Genomic DNA, 18,320 nt, shown 5'->3' on the forward strand with positions numbered 1-18,320 from the left:
ATCAGCGCTGCAGTCCGCGTTTGGCCAGTTGAAGTTCCGCGCCGACGAGCCCTGCTGCGGCGATGCTCAGGAAGTAGAGCACATCGCGACTGTCCACCACGCCGCGCGACATGGAGTCGAAGTGGACGCCCATGCCCAGGAAGTCGAACACGCGGCCCATGGATCCGGTGAGCGACGCGGCCACGATCCCGAAGAGGAGGTGGAAACACGCTCCGATGACCAGGGCGATGAGGAAGGCCACGAGCTGGTTGTTGGTGATGGAGCTGGCGAAGACCCCGATGCCGATGTAGCTGGCGCTCATCAGTAGCAAGGCCAGGTAACCGCACACGGCGGCGCCATGGTCGATGGGCCCGATGCGGGCCACGGTGATGTAGTAGGGCAGGGTGCAGAGAAGGGCCGCCGCGATCAGCAGCAGGCAGGAGGTGAACTTGCCGAGCACCACCTGCCAGTCGGTGACGGCTTTGGTGAGCAGCAGGTCGAGGGTGCCGGTGCGACGTTCCTCGGCCAGGGTGCGCATGGTGAGGGCGGGGATGAAGAAGAAGAGCGTCCAATAGGCGATGTTGAAGAAGCTGCCGAGGTCGGCCTGGCCCTGCATGAACACATCCGCGCCGAACCACCAGGTGAAGAAACCGCTGATGCCCAGGAAGACCACCAGCAGGATGTAGGCCATGAGGGAGTCGAAGAAGGAGGCGAGCTCCCGGCGGGCGATGGTCCAGGTCGTACGCACGGTGGATCAGTTCAGCGTAAGGTCTCGGAAGACATCCTCGAGGCGCGAGCCCGGGGAGTGCAGTTCGGTGAGGGTCCAGCCCCGGTCCACGCACAGGCGATAGACCGGGCGGGCGATGTGGGCGTCAGCAGCGGCTTGCAGGAGGAAGGCCCCGTCGGCCGCGACCTCCATGGCCTCCACGCCTGGCAGGCCGCGTAGGGCCGCGGCCGGGGCGCCAGGGGGAGCGTCCTCGATCCGCACCCGCACCAGCGGGCGGCCTTGGGCCTGCCGTCGCAGATCGCCCGGCGTGCCATCGGCCACGATCCTTCCCTTGTTGATGATGAGGATGCGGTCGCACGTGGCCTCCACCTCGGGCAGGATGTGGGTGCTGAAGATGACCGTCTTGGCCCGGCCCACTTCCTTGATCAGCTCCCGGATCTCCACGATCTGGTTGGGGTCCAATCCGGTCGTGGGCTCATCGAGGATGAGCACCTCGGGATCGTGGACCATCGCCTGGGCCAGGCCGACGCGCTGGCGGTAGCCCTTGCTAAGCTCTCCGACGCGCTTGTGTTTCTCGGCATCGAGGCCGCACACGCGCACCATCTCGGCCAGGCGCTCACGGATCCGGCCATCGGACAGGCCCTGCACGCGTGCCGCGAAACGCAGGTGGTCGAGCACGGGCATGTCCTCGTACAATGGGTTGTTCTCCGGCAGATAGCCGATGTGGCGGCGGACGGTCTGGAGCTCGCTCAGCACCGACCGGCCTCCGATATGGATGCCGCCCGCATCCGGTGCGAGCAGGCCGCAGATCATCTTCATGGTGGTGGACTTCCCGGCGCCGTTGGGACCCAGGAAACCGAGCACCTCACCGGGCCGCACCACGAAGCTGATGCCATCCACCGCGGCCTGCGGGCCGTAGCGCTTGGTGAGGCCTTCGATGCGGATGTCCATGTGAGCGGCGCAAAAATATCCGGCCACGTGCGGCGGCTTCGGGTGGTGTGCGAAAAAACGTTAACGGCCTGGGTGGGTCAACGGGGTGGGTCGGAGAAGAGCTCCTTGGGCAGGGCCCCTTCATGCTCCAGCAGCCATTTCTTGCGCCAGAGCCCGCCCACATAACCGGTGAGCAGCCCGTCGCTGGCGATCACCCGGTGACAGGGGACCAGGATGGGCAATGGGTTGCTGCCGCAGGCGTGCCCCACGGTGCGTCCCAAGGCGCGGCCACCGATGCGTTCCCCGATGGCCTGGTAGGTCAACGTGCGGCCGTACGGGATGTCGTCGATCGCAGCCCAGACCAACCGCTGGAAGCGGGTGCCGAGCCGCTGTAGGGGCAGGTCGAAGGTCCGCCGCTTTCCGGTGAAGTAGTGGTCCACCTGGCGCGCGGCCTCGGAGAGCAGGGGCGGGGTCTTGCTGCGATTGCCCGTGATGGCTTCGTAGGATACGCGGGTGATCAGTGCTCCATCGCTCTCCAGGAAGACCTTGCCGAGCGGACCATCGACGGCAAGGACATGGAGCGGGGCGAACAGCTCAGGTGCGCGGGTCCTGCGAGCGGCCGTGGGCATGGGCATTGGATTAACTTCCGCGCAAAATAGGCAGCCATGGCGTGGTTCGGTCCGGACTTCAACCGCTTCTTCAAGGAGCTTGCGGCCCAGAACAACAAGGAGTGGTTCGACGGGCAGCGCAAGCGCTATGAAGCGAGCGTGAATGAGCCGTTCACGGCGTTCGTCGGCGAGCTGATCGCGCGGGTTGGCGCGCTGGACAAGCGGGTACGGATCACCCCGCAGGAAGCGATCTTCCGCATCAATCGCGACGTACGCTTCAGCAAGGACAAAGCACCCTACAAGCTGGCGTGCTCGGCGATCATCTCCGCGGCCGGACGCAAGGACCATGGTGTGCCCGGCATGTACATCGAGCTGGGTCCAGAGAAGGTGGCGATCTATGGCGGAAGCTACCAGCCGGAGAAGGAGGCGCTTCTTACCATCCGGGAACGGATCGCTGCCAAGCCGGCCATCTTTCGATCGCTGTACACGGCCAAGCCGTTCACCAGCCGGTTCGGAACGATGCTCGGAGAGCGGAACAAGGTGCTTCCCCCGGACCTGCGCGAAGCGGCCGAGCGTGAACCCATGCTCTACAACAAACAGTTCTACTGGTGCGCCGAGCTGCCTGCATCCAAGGTCACTTCGCCGGACCTGGCCGACGTGATCATGGAGCACTATATGGCCATGCGACCCTTGAACGAATTCCTTCTGGGCAAGACCTGAAACGACGGAAGGCGACCCCGGGGGTCGCCTTCCGCGCAACTTGATCCGGGCTTATTGCCCCTTGCCCACCAGCGACACCACGATCTCGATGTCGTCGCTGAGCACCATGTCCTTCATCGGGTTGGCCCAGGACACGCCGTACTTCTGGCGGTTGAACACCAGCTTGCCGCTGGCGTTGGCCATGCCGTTCTCCTCGCTGATCACGATGTCGGTGACGGTCTCGGTGGCCATACGGCCGCGCACGTTCAGTTCGCCGGTGGCGGTATTGCCGCTCACGGAGGTCACCTTGAAGCTGGCCGTGGGGAAGCTGTCGACCGCGAAGAAGTCAGGGCTGGCAAGGTGGCCGGTGAGCTTCTCCTTGGTGTAGTCCTTGTTGTAGTTGGTGTCGACGGGCATCATGCTCTTCATGTCCACCACGAAACCTCCGGAGACGAGCTGGCCGCCCTTGGCCGTGAAGCTGCCCTCGGTGAAGGCCATGGTGCCCTCGTGGTACTTCACACCGATCATCACCCCTTTCCAAGTGAGCTTGCTGGCCGCGATGTCCACAGCGTAGGTCACTTCCTTGGCCGCCATGGAGGCCGCGCTGTCGATCGCACCTTCGCCTTCGGCGGTGCTACCGCCGCCGCAGGAGGCGAGGGTAAGGGCCACCATGGCGGTGGCGCTGAACAATTGGAGCTTCATCGGTTCTATCGTTGGGGTTTGGGGCGGCAAATGTAGCCTTGAAAACATCCCATGGAAAATAAATGATCGACGATCGGATGTTGGATCACCCATGGAAGGTGCGACCCTCGCGGACCATCCTGCGCAGCAGGGGGGAAGGTCGATATCGGTCCTCCCCATATTCGGTCTGCAGGCTTTGCAGCATGGACAAGCAGCGGTCCAGGCCGATCTCATCCGCCCACCTCAGCAGGCCCTTGGGATAGTTGACACCCTTGGTCATGGCCAACTCCAGGGCGTCGCGGTCGGCGATGCCGTGGTAGAGGGCATCCGCAGCCTCGTTGATGAGCATTGCAAGGATCCGGCGGAAGATCATGTCCTGCAGTTCCGGATCGTTCTTGGGCGCGGGAGGGGCGGTCGTGCCGCTGTGGTCGTAGTAGCCGCGCCCGGACTTTCGTCCCAGGCGACCGCTCTCCACCTGGCGCTGCTGGGTGAGGCTGGGCCGGTAGCGGGGATCGAAGAAGAAGGCCTCGAACACGCTGCGGGTGACGGCGAAGTTGACATCGTTGCCAATGAGGTCCATCAGCTCGAAAGGCCCCATGCGGAAGCCGCCGACCGTGCGCATGGCATGGTCGATGGTGGCCATGTCCGCCAACCCCTCGTCGAAGATGCGCAGGGCTTCGCCGTAGAAAGGGCGGGCCACCCGGTTGACGATGAACCCAGGCGTGTCCTTACAGACCACCGGGACCTTGCTCCATTGCTCCATCCACATACTGCACCGTTCGGCCAGCCCCACATCGGTGACGAGCCCGGGTACCACCTCCACCAACGGCATCAAAGGTGCGGGGTTGAAGAAGTGAAGGCCGATCACCCGTTCGGGATGAGCGCAAGCCCCGGCGATGGCCGTTACGCTGAGGCTGCTGGTGTTCGTGGCCAGCACACAGTCGGCATCGACCACGGATCCGAGCCGGGTGAACAGTTCGCGTTTGGCCGACAGATCCTCCACGATGGCCTCGATGACCAGACCAGGACCGGCGAGCTCGGTCACGGCCCCCACGGCTTGCAGCCGCGCGCCGGCCTGAGCCGCTTCGGTAGGTGTGAGCCTTCCCTTGTCGGCCAGCTTGTTGAGCGTTTCGCGGATGGCGTCCACGGCGCGTTGCGCGGCCTCCGGCCGTGCATCCATCAGGCGCACCGGATGACCGGCCAGGGCAGCCAGCTGCGCAATGCCGCTGCCCATCGCCCCGGCACCGATCACCGCCACGTTCATCGAGCTTTCCATGATCAACACCGCGTTGATGGCGGTCAAGGAGGCGAAGTTCGGGGCTGGCGGGGAACTGGCTGAGAAGCGAATGTCCCGGGAACATATGTATGGCCATACATGCTTTCTGTTGGTGTGTGTGTCGACCTCTACTCGATCCAGGGACGCACCTGGGAGCTCCACGCTTGTTAATCAGGCGGTTGATATAAGCGTGGGGATGGGGGCGCATGGCTCAATGCCGATATCCCGGACAGGAAGTATGTATGGCCATACATATTTCCATGAGGTTTTCTGAAACCAAGGCTTCGAAGGTCAGTGCGTGTGTGGTCAGTGAATGGGCGAAGGGACAGAGGATCAGTGCTGGCTTCGGAGCCGGTCGTCCATGTTCTGATGCGTTCTGAACGTATGTATGGCCATACATACTTCCGGATCGAGAGCTAGCGCATTACGCCTCGCGCTCGCCCGGCAGAACAACGTTGAATGCGCTGAACATCAGAGCCGTGCCACGGAGGGCGTTCTTTCGAACACGGCCCTCGGACCGGATCTGAGCGTCGTAACGTATGTATGGCCATACATATGTCGGCAGAACGCGGCTCCGACCAGCCTCTACCTTGCGCCTCCCATGCGCCATCGCACCATCATCCGCGACCCACGCGACCGGGTCCGCAACGGCCATCCGTGGATCTTTGACAACCAGGTGGTGCGTGTGGAGGGCGATCCCAAGCCTGGCGACGTGGTGCAGGTCTTCGATGACCGACGGCGACCGATCGGTCAAGGGTATTTCAACCCGGCCAGCAAGATCCAGGTCCGGATCCTGACCGCCGACCTTGACGAGCCGATCGACGATGCCTTCTTCTTCAGAAAGGTGAAAGAGGCTTGGGCTTTCCGCCAACGGATGGTGGATACCACCTCATGCCGGTTGATCTTCGGTGAATCAGATGGTCTGCCGGCTTGTGTCGCCGACAAGTTCGGCGACACCATCGTGCTCCAGACCTTGAGCTTGGGCATGGACCGTTGGAAGCACAGCCTGGTGGAAGCGCTCCGCGAAATGACCGGTGTGACCCGGTTCTACGAGCGCAACGACGTGCCCATCCGGGAAAAGGAAGGTCTTCAGCCGATCAAGGGCTTCCTCAGCGACGCGTTCACGACGCGCTTCCCCATTGTGGAGAACGGGTTGAAGGTGCAGGTCGATGTGGCGGAAGGCCAGAAGACGGGCCACTTCCTCGACCAGCGCGTGAACCATGCCGCCATCGCTCCGGTGGTCGCAGGCGCGCACGTGCTGGATTGCTTCACCCACACGGGGGGCTTCGCGCTGCATGCCGCCCACTATGGCGCGGCGCGGGTGGAGGGCCTGGACATCAGCCCTTCGGCCATTCAGGCTGCGGCGGCCAATGCCGAGTTGAACGGATCGGCCGACCGGTGTTCGTTCCGGGAGGCCAACGTGTTCGACTTCCTCACGGAAGCAGGGCGCACCGGTCGAAAGTGGGATGTGGTCGTGCTGGATCCACCGGCCTTCGCCAAAAGCCGTGCGACGGTCGCTGGCGCCACGCGGGGTTATAAGGAGATCAACCTGCGCGCCATGAAATGCCTGCCGCGCGGCGGGTTCCTGGTCACCTGCAGTTGCAGCCAGCACATGGCGCCGGACCTGTTCCGCGCCATGATCGCCGATGCCGCAAAGGACGCCCGACGGCAGCTGCGGGAGGTCTACTACGGGACCCAGCCGCCAGACCACCCGGTGCATTGGAGCATCCCGGAGAGCCTGTACCTCAAGTGCCTGATCTTGCAGGTGCTGTAGCACTGCTGTCCATGGCGGTCGGCCGAAGCAGGAGCTGGACCACGGGCAGCAGGGCTTTTGCACAGACCTCTCCGCCGGCTCCGTTCAGGTGGCAGTAATCGATCAGGAGCTGGCGTCCGTTGTGCGATGGGTCGTTGAACGGAACGTTCAGGTCGACCAACGGTACGCGCCAGCGTTGCGCCATGTCGTTCAGCTCCTCGAGCACCACTGGGTAGAGCGCCTTCACGTTCGGGTCCTGATGAAGGAACGCACGCTCCTCGGTGGCCAGTAGCGATGTATCGCGAAGTACCAGCATCGGTTGCAGGCAAAGCACGGCCTTCACCCCATCGCGCCGGAGCAAAAAGAGATTGGTCTCGATGGCCCGTAGGAATTGATCGCGGGAGATGGCCTTGTGATCGCTGACCGTGGTCGCATCGTCCACAAAGGTCGCCTGCCAGTCCACGCGTTCACCACACCGCACCGCATCGCGGATCATGCTCCAGGCCATGAATCCCCTGAATGCGGCGCTATAGCGCGAGAGCCAGTGGCCCAGGTAGGTGAACAGGCCGCCTGCGGAGGGCTCCTGTAGGCGTGCACGCCAGAACTGATAGCGGAAATCCTCCATATAGCGGTAGTCCGGGTCGTTCACATAGTGGTCGTTCGCGCCATCGAAGAAGATGACCATGTCGGGGTCATAGGACAACAGCTCGGTGAGCAGGTACTGGGTGTGTTGGAACACCTGGTAGCCGGTGACGGCCGCATTGATCACTTCGATCCGCGTCCCCGGCATCGCTTCGTTGAGCAGTCGTTCCAAGTGGGCGTCCACGGTCGCGGTCTGGTCCACATGAACCACCGGATAGGGTGCTGCGCTGCTGATCCCATGGGCTGCCGAGCCCCCTAGGAAGAAGATGCGGACGGTGCCAGGCGGCTTGGTCAAGGGCACATCCTCCGAGCGCCGGAACCCGTTCGCATTGATGGCCAACCGGACCCGATCGCCGTCGCGCTCCTCATAGCCGGGCACATGTTCGTACACCCGATAGGAGTTGAACCGGAACTTATTCTCGCTGGCCTTGTGCAGCACATGGCCCAGGTAGTAGCGCGCGCCCAGTTCCACGCAGGCGATGGTGAACACCAACAGGAAGAGAACGTACCCGATCCGTCCCCAGGAAGAGCGGCGCACGGGTGCTGTAGGGTTGGACATGTGGACCGGGTTGATCGGCGAAAGTACCCACCGCCGCCGACGGTACGGGACGATCGGATACCTTGGGTCGGTGGCCATGGAGCGATCATCGTTGTTCTGGTCCGGATGGCACTGCGCGCCCATGCTGCGGTTCGCTCTGCCGTTCGCCGCCGGCCTGGGGCTCGGGTCGTTGTTCTCCCTCTCCACGACCCTTGTGGTCGTCCTGGCGACCTTGGCCCTGACGTTGGTCGCTCTGCCAGCGTTCGTTCCGTTCCCCTTCCGCCTGCGCTGGCTGCCCTATGCGGCCGCGACGCCGGCTTTACTGATCACAGGTGTCTGTTGGTGGGCCCTCCGTACCGCGGACACGCGACCTCCACAGGGTGCGGAGGGCGCGCATCTGGTGGAAGTGGAGGTTGTGCATGGCGCATCGGCCCGTCATGTTCGGTGCGACGCAAGGTTGCTGAGGTCCTGGTCCGCGGATGGCACGGCCGCAACGAGCTCGTTGACCCTGTTGACACTCGCCAAGGACTCCCTGGCTCCCCTCGTCCGGCCCGGCGATGTGCTCATGGTCCATGCTGGCCTGAGCCCACCGACGCGTACGCCCGACCCTGGGGGATTCGATGTACGTGCCTGGGTCGGTCCGCGCGGGATCCATGACCAAGGCTTCGTGGAGGCCGGTCAATGGCGCCACCTCGCACATCGATGGCGATGGACGGACCTCTTCCTCCCTGCCCAGGAACGCGTGTGGCGATGGCTCGACCGCAGTGGACTTCCCGATCGGGAACGTGCCGTGGTGCTCGCCCTGCTGTTGGGGATCCGCAACGAATTGGACGCCGCGCAGAAGGATGCGTTCGCCCGAAGTGGCACCATGCACGTGCTTGCTGTGAGCGGAATGCATGTGGCGTTGATCTACTGGGTGCTCATGGCCCTGCTCAAGCCGCTGGGTGGAGGGGGCGTTGCGCGTTGGTCACGCGCTGTCATCGCGTTGCTGGTGCTGTGGGGCTATGCCGGTATCACCGGTGCGACGCCCTCCGTGTTGCGTGCCACGGTGATGTGCTCGCTGTTCGTCATCGCCGGCCTCTCGGAGCGCCGCTCCGCCACACTGAACACCCTTGCGGGGTCGGCCTTGCTGCTTCTTGTCTGGGACCCGCGGATGCTCTTCCAGCTCAGCTTCCAACTGTCCTTCCTGGCCGTCCTTGGCATCGTGCTCTGCTATGATCCCATCCGCCGCTTGTGGTCTCCGGGTAACGTGGTGCTGCGATATTGTTGGTCGCTCATCGCGGTCTCCCTCGCTGCTCAGTTGTTCACCACGCCCGTCTCCCTCGCCGTATTCAAGGCTTTCCCGGTCTGGTTCCTGCCGGCCAACATCATCATCGTCACGTTGGTCAACATCGGGGTCATTGGTGGTCTGTTGCTCCTGCTTACGCTGCCGATACCTGTCCTCGGTCCGTTCATCGCCGACGCCTTGGGCGGGTTGGTGCTGCTGTTGGGCAGAGTGGGCCGGTTCTTCGCGGATGCACCGTTCGCTTATCCCGATGTGCGTGTCACCGATGTCCAAGGGGCGTTGATCATGGCCATTGTCCTGGCCATCTGCCTCGATCGCCTGGGCGGTCAACGGCTTGGGCGCTGGGTGGCGCTCGCCATTCTGCCGGTGCTGGCGATAAGCATCTCAACCCAGGTCCTGCACACCTCTTCGGCGCGGGAGCTCGTGATCTTCGAGGAACGGGCCGGTCTGGTGATGGCTCTTCGCGAAGGCCCGCATGCCGTGGTGCTGGAGAGCGTTCCGGGGCTGGCGAACGCACGACAACGGATCGAGCGGTTCACCCGGTCAAGCGGTGCCAACGTATTGGACACGCTCTCGGTCATCGATCTCCACGCCGCGCAGCCGGTCCGGGCCGGTTTCTCCGCGGGTGGTAAGTGCGCTTGGTTCGGTGCGGGGATGAGCGTACTGGTGGTGGATGCCACCCCCTTGGCGAGCGGTGGACCCGCGTTCGATGTCCTGGTCTTCATCGCGGAGCAGGAACAGGCGGCCGACGCTGCGCTCGCTCGACTTCGCTCCGGAGGCCAGGTGGTCCTGTCCGGCTCCATGGATGGGCTGCAGCGCTGGCGTCTTCGGAAGCGCTGCACCGAGCTCGGGTTGGCCTGCCACGACGTACGGCGTGACGGGGCCTTTGTCCGCGTAGCGTCGGGGCCAGCCTAGCTCCAAGAGGGACCGGGCCCGGCCACGGCGCCGTGGAACCTACTGGGCCACAGCCGCGTTCAACGGTCCGCTCAACGGACCGACCCATGCGCTCTCTGCACCTCGTCTTCTTGTTCGCCACCACCGGCCTTCATGCCCAAGTGATCAACGGCTACGCGGAGATCACCGCCATCGCCGGGAGTACGCTCACGGTGGGCGCGACCAATGAGGCGGCTGCCCTGTTCCAAGCCGGGAAGGACATCGTCATCATGCAGGTGCAGGACAACGTCATCGGAACGAACACGGGCAACAATGCAGCCTTCGGCAACTTGTCCGCCATCCAGCAGGCCGGCCGGTTCGAGGTGCGTCGCATCGCCTCGGTGACGCGGGTGGCCGGTACCCTCACTAGCATCACCTTGGTGACGGCGCCGGGGATCACGTTCAACATCGGCACCAACGCGCGGGTGCAGGCCATCACGCACGAGCTGCTGGGCGCCGGAGGCAACTACACGACGACGGGCAACATCAGCGCCCTGGCCTGGAACGGCACCCTGGGCGGGGTGGTCGCGTTCCGCGTCGGTGGCACGCTGACCCTACAGCACAGCATCACGGCCGATGCTTCGGGGTTCCGCGGAGGTGCGCGGGACCGGTTCAGCTACTCGTTGCCGTGCAACACCACCGACTTCCGGTGGAGCAGCACGGCGGCCGGCACGGAGTATTTCGCCGAGAAAGGCGAGGGCATCTATCGCCTCACGAACAACAACTGGCGCGACGGCAGGGGCAAGATCATCAACGGTGGTGGTGGAGCGAACCAGGTGAACGGCGGCGGCGGGGGAGGAGGCAACTACACGGCCGGAGGCAGCGCGGTCCTGGGCTGGAGCTGTACGGCGGATGCTGGCGGGATCGGGGGCATCGCCCTCAGCGGTCACATCAGCGGGACGCGCGTCTTCATGGGCGGCGGCGGTGGTGGTGGCGAAGGCAATGATGACGCATCCACCAACGGCGCGAACGGAGGGGGTATCATCCTCATCGAGGCCGGCGGCATCACCACCACCGGTACCTGCTCGTTGGTGATCTCGGCCAACGGGGCCACGGCAGCCACTTCAGGCAACGACGGCGCCGGCGGGGGTGGTGCCGGAGGCACCATCCTCATCGATGCGGCCACCTGGTCCGTGGCGGCCGGGTGTCCGCTCACCATCCGCGCGAACGGTGGCAATGGCGGTTCGGTGAACTCCAGCACCCATGGCGGCGGCGGCGGTGGTGGCCAGGGCGCGGTGATCTTCAGCGGTCCGCAACCCACCACCAACATCACGACCAACACGGTCAATGGTCAGGGGGGCTGCAACGAGACCCCCTGCAGCACCTACGCCAACAGTGGCGCCGGCTCCAACAACACCGGGATCCTCACCGGGCTGTCCACACCAATGCCGGTCGAGCTGCTCAGTTTCCAAGCCATCCCCGTGAACGCACAGGTGCGGCTGAGGTGGGCCACGGCCACTGAGCTGAACAACGCATACTTCACCGTGGAACGCTCACCGGATGGACTTCTCTGGGCACCGGTCCTCATGGTGCCTGGAGCTGGTGACTCACAAAGCGAACAGCAATACGTCGCATTGGACGACCGGCCGCTGCCGCGCCTGTCATACTACAGGCTCCGCCAGACCGATCACGACGGCACCTCCACCACATCCGATGCAGTGGCCGTGCAGTTCGATGCCGCGAACGCCGGTGTGCACGTCTTCCCCAATCCGGCCAGCGACAGGGTGGTGGTGGTGCATGGGCCCCTGGCCCCGGCGGTGAAGGTGGAGTTGGTGGACGAACTGGGCCGGTCGATCCAGGTGCCCCTGAGCCTGGGCGATGGGGTCAGCGAGATGGATGTGTCGGCCTTGCCTGTCGGGGTCTACACGGTGATCGTCGCCACCACCGATCGACGCGAGGCGCAACGGGTCGTGGTGCGTCGCTGATGCGCGACGCTTACGCTCTCGCATCTTTGCCCGCATGTGGGTGGAGCGGATCCGATGGGCGCAGGTGGAGGATCCCCGGGCCCGTGCGCTCGCGCTGGACGCCCATCTGCGACTGACGGTCGATGGTCACGTGCTCCGGTTGGTGCGCACGGAGGCCGGGCTCTTCGCGTTGGAGGACCGCTGCCCGCATCAGGGTCGCAGCTTCGAGGGTGGATGGTGTGAGGAAGGCCGCCTGGTGTGCCCTTGGCACCGGTTCGCCTTCGACCCGGCCACGGGAAGGGCCCGGCATGGAAGCACCGTGAACGTGGGTACGCATCCGGTGGAACAGCGCCAGGACGGCTTGTATATCGGTTTCCCCTACACCACGTTCAGGCTGTTCGGCCTCGATCTGTGGTGATCAGGCGAGAAGAACGGCGGCGAGGGCCAGCAGTGCCGGAAGGCCCTGGACGAAGAAGATGGTGCGCTGTGCGCTGACAGCGCCGTAGATGCCGGCGACGGCCACACAGCCCAGGAAGAAGCAGGCTACGTTCCTCGCCCAGGCCGGATCGTCGATCAGCAGGCTCCAGAAGAGGCCCGCCGCCAGGAAACCGTTGTACAGCCCCTGGTTCGCGGCCAGCGCACGGGTCCGCGGGAAGAGGTCCGCTGGCATCGATCGGAACACCTTGGGCGCACGCGTGGTCCACGCGAACATCTCCAGCCACAGGATGTACAGGTGTTCGACGGCCACAAAGGCGATCAGCAGCTGGGCGACGAGGTGCATGGGTTCTCGGGTCAGACCGCGCTCAAGGGCAGCGCCTCCTTCAGCTTCACGCCTTTCTCCGTGCGCTCAAGCGTGGCGCATTCATTCATGTGGTCGTGCTCCAGGAACAGCACGAAGTCCCCGTCGGCCGCACGCTCCAGGAAGGCGCCCTTCTCCTGCATCGTGAGCAGCGGGCGCGTGTCGTAGGCCATCACCCACGGAAGAGGGATGTGGTGCACGCTGGGCAACAGGTCGGCCATGTAGCACACTGTGCGGCCCTTGTAGCGGATGTGCGGGATCATCATGGCGTCGGTGTGGCCGTTCACCACCAGCACGTCGAAACCGGGGAAGAGGTCCTGCACGATGCTGTTCGCGGTCGGGTCCGTGCGCCCGATGTCCACGAACTCCAGCTGGCCGCTCTCCTGGATGGGCAGGATGTTCTCCTTCAGGAAGCTGGCCTTCTCGCGGGCGTTGGGCTTGGTGGCCCAGTCCCAATGGTGCTTGTTGCTCCAGTAGGTCGCGTTCTTGAAGGCGGGTGCGAAGCCTTCGCCCCGGCGCACGATGCTGCCGCCGCAATGGTCGAAGTGAAGGTGCGTGAGGAACACGTCGGTGATGTCGTCCTTCGAGAGCCCCAGCTTCTTCAGCGATCCATCGAGCGTGGCCTCGCCGTGCAGGTCGTAGTGCCCGAAGAACTTGGCGTCCTGCTTGTCGCCGATGCCGTTGTCGATCAGGATCCGGCGGTCGCCATCGGTCACCAGCAGGCAGCGCATGGCCCAGGTGCAGAGGTTCTTCTCGTCGGGCGGATGGGCCTTGCTCCAGAGGGTCTTGGGCACCACGCCGAACATGGCGCCGCCGTCGAGCTTGAAGAAACCGGTGTCGATGACGTGGAGTTCCATCTTGGTGCGCCGAAGCTACGCCGCCGGCCAGCGGCGGTCGGTGCGCCGCTGCCCACACCCCCGTTGAAGCATTCCATGGGCACATGGGCGCAACATCGGTCGAGCACGTGCACCTTCGCGCCATCGCCTTCGCTTCAGCTTCGGCGAGCCAAGCATGCGCACCGTCCACTTCATCGCCATCGGCGGCAGCGCCATGCACAACCTGGCCATCGCGCTGCACCAGAAGGGCTACGAGGTCACCGGCAGCGACGACGAGATCTTCGAGCCCAGCCGCAGCCGCCTCGACCGTCTGGGGCTTCTGCCCGACAAGCTGGGCTGGGACCCGCTGCGCATCCACACCGGCATCGACGCGGTGATCCTGGGCATGCACGCCCGCGCCGACAACCCCGAGCTGGTCCGTGCGCAGGAGCTCGGCATCCCCGTGTTCAGCTACCCCTCGTACTTCCACGAGCAGACCAAGGACAAGACGCGCGTGGTGATCGGTGGCAGCCACGGCAAGACCACCATCACCAGCATGATCATCCACGTGCTGCGGCATGCGGGCGTGGAGTTCGACTACCTCGTGGGTGCGCAGCTCGAGGGCTTCGACTGCATGGTGCGCCTGAGCCCTACCAGCCGGGTGGCGATCATCGAGGGGGACGAATACCTCGCCTCGGCGCTGGAGCCCGTGCCCAAGTTCCACCTGTACCGACCCGACATCGCGCTCATCAGCGGCATCGCGTGGGACCACATCAATGTGTTCAAGACCTTCGAGAGCTATGTGGACCAGTTCCGGAGGTTCGTCCAGGTGATCGAGCCCGGCGGAAAGCTGGTGTACTGCACCGAGGATGCCGAGGTGAAGCGCGTGGCGGAGGAGCCCGAGGTGCAGGCCGTGCGCATCCCGTATGACGTGCCGGCGCACCGCATCGACGACGGCACCACGGTGCTGCTGACCCCCCGCGGTGAGGTGCCCCTCAAGGTCTTCGGCCGCCATAACCTGATGAACCTGGAGGGCGCGCGCCATGTGTGCCACCAGCTCGGCATCGGCGACAGCCTGTTCTTCGAGGCCATTCGCAGCTTCCACGGGGCGGCCAAGCGGCTGGAGAAGCTTGCCGAGCACGGGCGGAAGGTGGTGTACAAGGACTTCGCCCATAGCCCCAGCAAGCTGAAGGCCACGGTGGAAGCGGTGCGCGAGCAGTTCCCCGGCCGCAAACTGGTGGCCTGCATGGAGCTGCACACCTACAGCAGCCTGAGCGAGGGCTTCCTCGACCAGTACGCCGGCGCCATCGACCGGGCCGATGCGGCCATCGTGTTCTATGACCCGCACGCGGTGGAGCTGAAGCGGCTGCCGCCGATCCCGCCGGAACGCATCCAGCGAGGTTTCGCACGCGCCGATCTACAGGTGCTCAGCGATCCCATCCAGTTCATGGGCGCGGTGCGTGCGGCACAGGCCGACCCCGGCGTGCTGCTGATGATGAGCAGTGGCAACTTCGGCGGCCTCGACCTTCAGGCCTTGAGCGAGGCGTTCATCGCCTGATCCGCCCTGGTTCAGCTCATCCTGCGCAGCACCTTGTGCACCAGCAGGGTCGTGAGCAGCGTGTTGAACGCGCCCAACAGCAGGAGCAGGAAGAACGAAAGACCGGCGTAGTTGAACGGGGTGAAGAACCGCTCGAACCGCGCACGCGCGTCGGCCTCCGGATGGCCGGCGGCCACCGCCTGGTCCACCAGTGCGTTGATGTGCACCGGGAACGAGGTGACGTCCATCCAGGTGTAGAACGCCAGCAGGAAAGCGGCGGTGAGCAGGATATAGAGCGCCGAAGCCCTGAACCCCACGCGGAACAACTGCGGCATCCCGCTGCGTGGTTCACCGTGCAGTTGCGCCCGCGCCGCGATGAAGGGGATGAGCACCAGCGCGAGCAGATGCACCGGCATGTAGAACGGAGGATCAGGGGCCCGGCCTGCGCCCAGCAGCACCACGCGCAATACCATCGCGGCCAGGGCGACGAAGAAGGCGATTTTCATGAGGGTTGTGGGATCGCTGCGTGGAGTGGCGAGCATTGAGTGACGAGTGGCGAGTGAATGCGCCCTTCGACAGGCTCAGGGTGATACGCATTCACTCGCCACTCGCGACCCGCCGATCATCACGTTCCGGCGTTAGCCGTTCATCGATACCAGGAACTCCTCGTTGCTCTTGGTGCCCTCCATGCGGGTCTTGATGAACTCCATGGCTTCCACGGGGTTCATGTCGGCGAGGTGCTTGCGCAGGATCCAGGTGCGTTGCAGCACGTCCTTGTGGTGCAGCAGGTCGTCCCGGCGGGTGCCGCTGCTCTGGATATCGATGGCCGGGAAGATCCGGCGGTTGCTGATCTTCCTATCGAGCTGGAGTTCCATGTTGCCCGTGCCCTTGAACTCCTCGAAGATCACCTCGTCCATCTTGCTGCCGGTCTCCACCAGCGCCGTGGCGAGGATGGTGAGGCTGCCGCCGTTCTCGATCTTGCGTGCCGCGCCGAAGAAGCGCTTGGGCTTCTGCAGGGCGTTGGCGTCCACTCCGCCGGACAGGATCTTGCCGCTGGCAGGCTGTACGGTGTTGTAGGCGCGGGCGAGGCGCGTGATGGAATCGAGCAGGATCACCACGTCGTGCCCGCATTCGGTGAGGCACTTGGCCTTCTCCAGCACCATGCTGGCCACCTGCACATGCCGGCTGGCCGGTTCATCGAAGGTGCTGGCGATCACCTCGGCGTTCACGCTGCGGGCCATGTCCGTCACTTCCTCCGGACGTTCATCGACGAGCAGCACGATGAGATACACCTCCGGGTGGTTGGCGGCGATGGCGTTGGCCACGTCCTTCAGAAGGATGGTCTTGCCGGTCTTGGGTTGCGCCACGATGAGGCCGCGCTGACCCTTGCCGATGGGGGCGAAGAGGTCCAGCACGCGCATGCTGAGGTTCGGGTTCTTGCCCGTGAGGTTGAACTTCTCATCGGGGAAGAGCGGTGTGAGGAACTTGAAGGGCACCCGGTCGCGCACCCACTCGGGGTCGCGGCCATTGATGCGATCGATCTTCACCAAGGGGAAGAACTTGTCCCCTTCGCGCGGCGGGCGCACGAACCCGCTCACGGAATCGCCCAGCTTGAGGCCGGCCTGCTTGATCTGCTGCTGGCTCACGTACACATCGTCCGGAGAGGCCAGGTAGTTGTAATCGCTGCTGCGCAGGAAGCCATAGCCCTCGGGCATGATCTCCAGCACCCCTTCGCACTCCACGAAGGCATCGAAGGTGATCTGCTCACGCGGCTCCTGCCGGGGACGGTCGTGACGTTGCTCCTGTGGTCGCTGTCCCTGACCCTGTTCGCGAGGGCCGTCGGGGCGTCCCTGGTCATGCCGCGGTTGATCACCGCGGTCGCGGCGGTCATCGCGGCGGTCGCCGTTGGCCTGTCCACCGTCGCGCCGCTCGTCGCGGAAGCGCTCACGCCGGTCATCGCGCTCACCACCTTCGCGGGGCGGTGTCACCTGGTCGCCGCGCTCACGGCGCTCTCGCCGCTCGAAGCGTTCGCGCCGGTCGTCCCGACGCGGCTCGCGGTTCTCGCTCCGCACGACCTCCGGCCCGGGTGATGGAGAGGCTTCCGGCTTGGCTTCGGAACTGGACTTGTCGCCCGCCGTTCCGTCCTGATCCTCCTCCTCATCATCGTCATCCTCTTCGTCGCCCTCCTCATCATCATCGTCCCCGTCCTCTGCAGGTACGGGCTCCGGATCGGGGGTGGGGACGGGGTCCTCGTCGGCCACGGCCTCCAGGGCGATGGCATCGGTGTCCTGACGGGCTGAAGCGATGGGCGCTCCGCCCTGGGCCTCCACGATGCGGGCGATGAGGTCCTGCTTCTTCAGCGTATCGGCCTTCTTGATGTTGAGCTGCTTGGCGATCTCCCGGAGCTCGGCGAGCTTCAAGCTCTCCAGCGCGTTCTTGTCTGCCATGGGGTAGGGCTATGGGGCGTTGGCGCGTGCTGCGCCTTGGCGGAGGACCCGGAGGGGTCTCGTGCGGTTCGGAAAGGACTTCGGGTGGGGCGCTGGCCACCATGGGGGGGCCTGCGCGGAACGGTCGGCGCAAACGTAGATCATTCGGCGTGAACCGCAAGGGGGGAGGTGCCATCTTTGCCAGCCCATGATCCAGCGCAAGCAGACCCTGTTCCTGGCCCTCGCCGCCGTGGTGGCGGCCCTGGCCAACCTGTTCCCCTTCGCCACCTACACCGTGGGCGACCTGCACGTGGTGTTCCGTTCCACAGGCCTGTTCATGGGCGATGGCACCGCCCTGGAGGAGGCCAGCCCGAAAGTGCCGTTCGCCGCCGTGCTCGGCCTGCTGGCCGTGCTGCCGCTGGTCGCCATCATTTTCTACAAGGACCGGGGGCGCCAGCTCCGGTTGGTGCGCTTCACCTACCTCCTCGCGTTGGGAGCCCTGGCCTTCGGTGTCATCACCGACCGCTCGATCCAGGTGTACATGGCCGGGCGGGGTGCGGTGGCCGTGTCCTACGGAGCCGCGTTCGCCGCCCCCCTCCTGGTGCTGGTGCTGGCCTTCCTGGCCGAGCGGGGCGTCAAGGCCGATGAGGCGCTGATCAAGAGCATGGACCGGCTCCGGTGAACTGGGTTTTCTGGTCTCGAGTGGCGAGTTGCGAGTGGCGAGTGAACGGCCTTAGCGGCACTTCACTCGCCACTCGTCACTCAGTACTCGCCACTCGTCACTCAGT

The 18,320-nt window shown here is 64.8% G+C and carries 17 protein-coding genes; 7 read left to right on the top strand and 10 right to left on the bottom strand.

The window, feature by feature from the left end:
• Position 1 precedes the first annotated feature (1 nt).
• From IPJ87_05020 to IPJ87_05030, 3 genes are all read right to left on the bottom strand, one after another.
• Positions 2–670 (bottom strand): ABC transporter permease subunit, encoded by a 669-nt coding sequence (locus tag IPJ87_05020; GenBank protein MBK7941222.1) that lies wholly within the window; start codon positions 668–670, stop codon positions 2–4.
• A gap of 63 nt (positions 671–733) precedes the next feature.
• Positions 734–1,657, bottom strand: coding sequence for an ATP-binding cassette domain-containing protein (locus tag IPJ87_05025; GenBank protein MBK7941223.1), 924 nt, complete (start codon positions 1,655–1,657; stop codon positions 734–736).
• A 77-nt stretch (positions 1,658–1,734) separates the two neighbouring features.
• Positions 1,735–2,265 (bottom strand): methylated-DNA--[protein]-cysteine S-methyltransferase, encoded by a 531-nt coding sequence (locus IPJ87_05030; GenBank protein MBK7941224.1) that lies wholly within the window; start codon positions 2,263–2,265, stop codon positions 1,735–1,737.
• A 36-nt stretch (positions 2,266–2,301) separates the two neighbouring features.
• Here IPJ87_05030 and IPJ87_05035 point away from each other — a divergent pair, with 36 nt between their 5' ends.
• A complete protein-coding gene (locus tag IPJ87_05035; GenBank protein MBK7941225.1) occupies positions 2,302–2,964 on the top strand; it encodes a DUF2461 domain-containing protein in 663 nt (220 codons plus the stop codon).
• A gap of 51 nt (positions 2,965–3,015) precedes the next feature.
• On the opposite strand, the gene IPJ87_05040 is transcribed toward IPJ87_05035, so the two are convergent.
• Both IPJ87_05040 and IPJ87_05045 read right to left on the bottom strand, forming a co-directional pair.
• The gene (locus tag IPJ87_05040; GenBank protein MBK7941226.1) at positions 3,016–3,645 is read right to left on the bottom strand and encodes a YceI family protein; all 630 of its coding nucleotides are present in this window, start codon (positions 3,643–3,645) and stop codon (positions 3,016–3,018) included.
• Positions 3,646–3,730: 85 nt separating this feature from the next.
• Positions 3,731–4,888: a 3-hydroxybutyryl-CoA dehydrogenase gene (locus IPJ87_05045; GenBank protein ID MBK7941227.1), complete on the bottom strand. Its 1,158-nt coding sequence runs from the start codon at positions 4,886–4,888 to the stop codon at positions 3,731–3,733.
• A gap of 613 nt (positions 4,889–5,501) precedes the next feature.
• On the opposite strand from IPJ87_05045, the gene IPJ87_05050 reads away from it, so the two are divergent.
• A complete protein-coding gene (locus IPJ87_05050; protein MBK7941228.1) occupies positions 5,502–6,674 on the top strand; it encodes a class I SAM-dependent rRNA methyltransferase in 1,173 nt (390 codons plus the stop codon).
• Here the strand turns inward: IPJ87_05050 and IPJ87_05055 are convergent.
• On the bottom strand, positions 6,646–7,854 hold the full coding sequence (locus tag IPJ87_05055) for an SGNH/GDSL hydrolase family protein (GenBank protein ID MBK7941229.1): 1,209 nt from the start codon (positions 7,852–7,854) through the stop codon (positions 6,646–6,648). The two genes, IPJ87_05050 and IPJ87_05055, sit on opposite strands and share 29 nt — an antisense overlap.
• Before the next feature lie 76 nt (positions 7,855–7,930).
• Between IPJ87_05055 and IPJ87_05060 the strand changes: the two genes are divergently transcribed.
• From IPJ87_05060 to IPJ87_05070, 3 genes are all read left to right on the top strand, one after another.
• Entirely contained in the window at positions 7,931–10,033 is a 2,103-nt protein-coding gene (locus IPJ87_05060) for a ComEC/Rec2 family competence protein (protein ID MBK7941230.1), read from the top strand.
• 86 nt (positions 10,034–10,119) lie between these two features.
• Positions 10,120–11,976 (top strand): T9SS type A sorting domain-containing protein, encoded by a 1,857-nt coding sequence (locus IPJ87_05065; protein MBK7941231.1) that lies wholly within the window; start codon positions 10,120–10,122, stop codon positions 11,974–11,976.
• Between the two features lie 34 nt (positions 11,977–12,010).
• The gene (locus IPJ87_05070) at positions 12,011–12,373 is read left to right on the top strand and encodes a Rieske (2Fe-2S) protein (protein MBK7941232.1); all 363 of its coding nucleotides are present in this window, start codon (positions 12,011–12,013) and stop codon (positions 12,371–12,373) included.
• On the opposite strand, the gene IPJ87_05075 is transcribed toward IPJ87_05070, so the two are convergent.
• Both IPJ87_05075 and IPJ87_05080 read right to left on the bottom strand, forming a co-directional pair.
• Entirely contained in the window at positions 12,374–12,736 is a 363-nt protein-coding gene (locus IPJ87_05075) for a DUF1304 domain-containing protein (GenBank protein ID MBK7941233.1), read from the bottom strand.
• A gap of 11 nt (positions 12,737–12,747) precedes the next feature.
• The gene (locus IPJ87_05080; protein MBK7941234.1) at positions 12,748–13,611 is read right to left on the bottom strand and encodes an MBL fold metallo-hydrolase; all 864 of its coding nucleotides are present in this window, start codon (positions 13,609–13,611) and stop codon (positions 12,748–12,750) included.
• A gap of 154 nt (positions 13,612–13,765) precedes the next feature.
• Here IPJ87_05080 and IPJ87_05085 point away from each other — a divergent pair, with 154 nt between their 5' ends.
• Positions 13,766–15,127, top strand: coding sequence for a peptidoglycan synthetase (locus tag IPJ87_05085; GenBank protein MBK7941235.1), 1,362 nt, complete (start codon positions 13,766–13,768; stop codon positions 15,125–15,127).
• An 11-nt stretch (positions 15,128–15,138) separates the two neighbouring features.
• On the opposite strand, the gene IPJ87_05090 is transcribed toward IPJ87_05085, so the two are convergent.
• Together IPJ87_05090 and rho are read right to left on the bottom strand one after the other, a co-directional pair.
• On the bottom strand, positions 15,139–15,612 hold the full coding sequence (locus IPJ87_05090) for a hypothetical protein (protein MBK7941236.1): 474 nt from the start codon (positions 15,610–15,612) through the stop codon (positions 15,139–15,141).
• A gap of 132 nt (positions 15,613–15,744) precedes the next feature.
• Positions 15,745–17,553, bottom strand: a complete 1,809-nt coding sequence (gene rho, locus IPJ87_05095; GenBank protein MBK7941237.1) for a transcription termination factor Rho — start codon at positions 17,551–17,553, stop codon at positions 15,745–15,747.
• A gap of 187 nt (positions 17,554–17,740) precedes the next feature.
• Here rho and IPJ87_05100 point away from each other — a divergent pair, with 187 nt between their 5' ends.
• Positions 17,741–18,214 (top strand): DUF4293 domain-containing protein, encoded by a 474-nt coding sequence (locus tag IPJ87_05100; GenBank protein ID MBK7941238.1) that lies wholly within the window; start codon positions 17,741–17,743, stop codon positions 18,212–18,214.
• Positions 18,215–18,320: the final 106 nt, after the last annotated feature.

The organism is Flavobacteriales bacterium, assembly GCA_016713875.1.
GTDB lineage: Bacteria > Bacteroidota > Bacteroidia > Flavobacteriales_F > PHOS-HE28 > PHOS-HE28.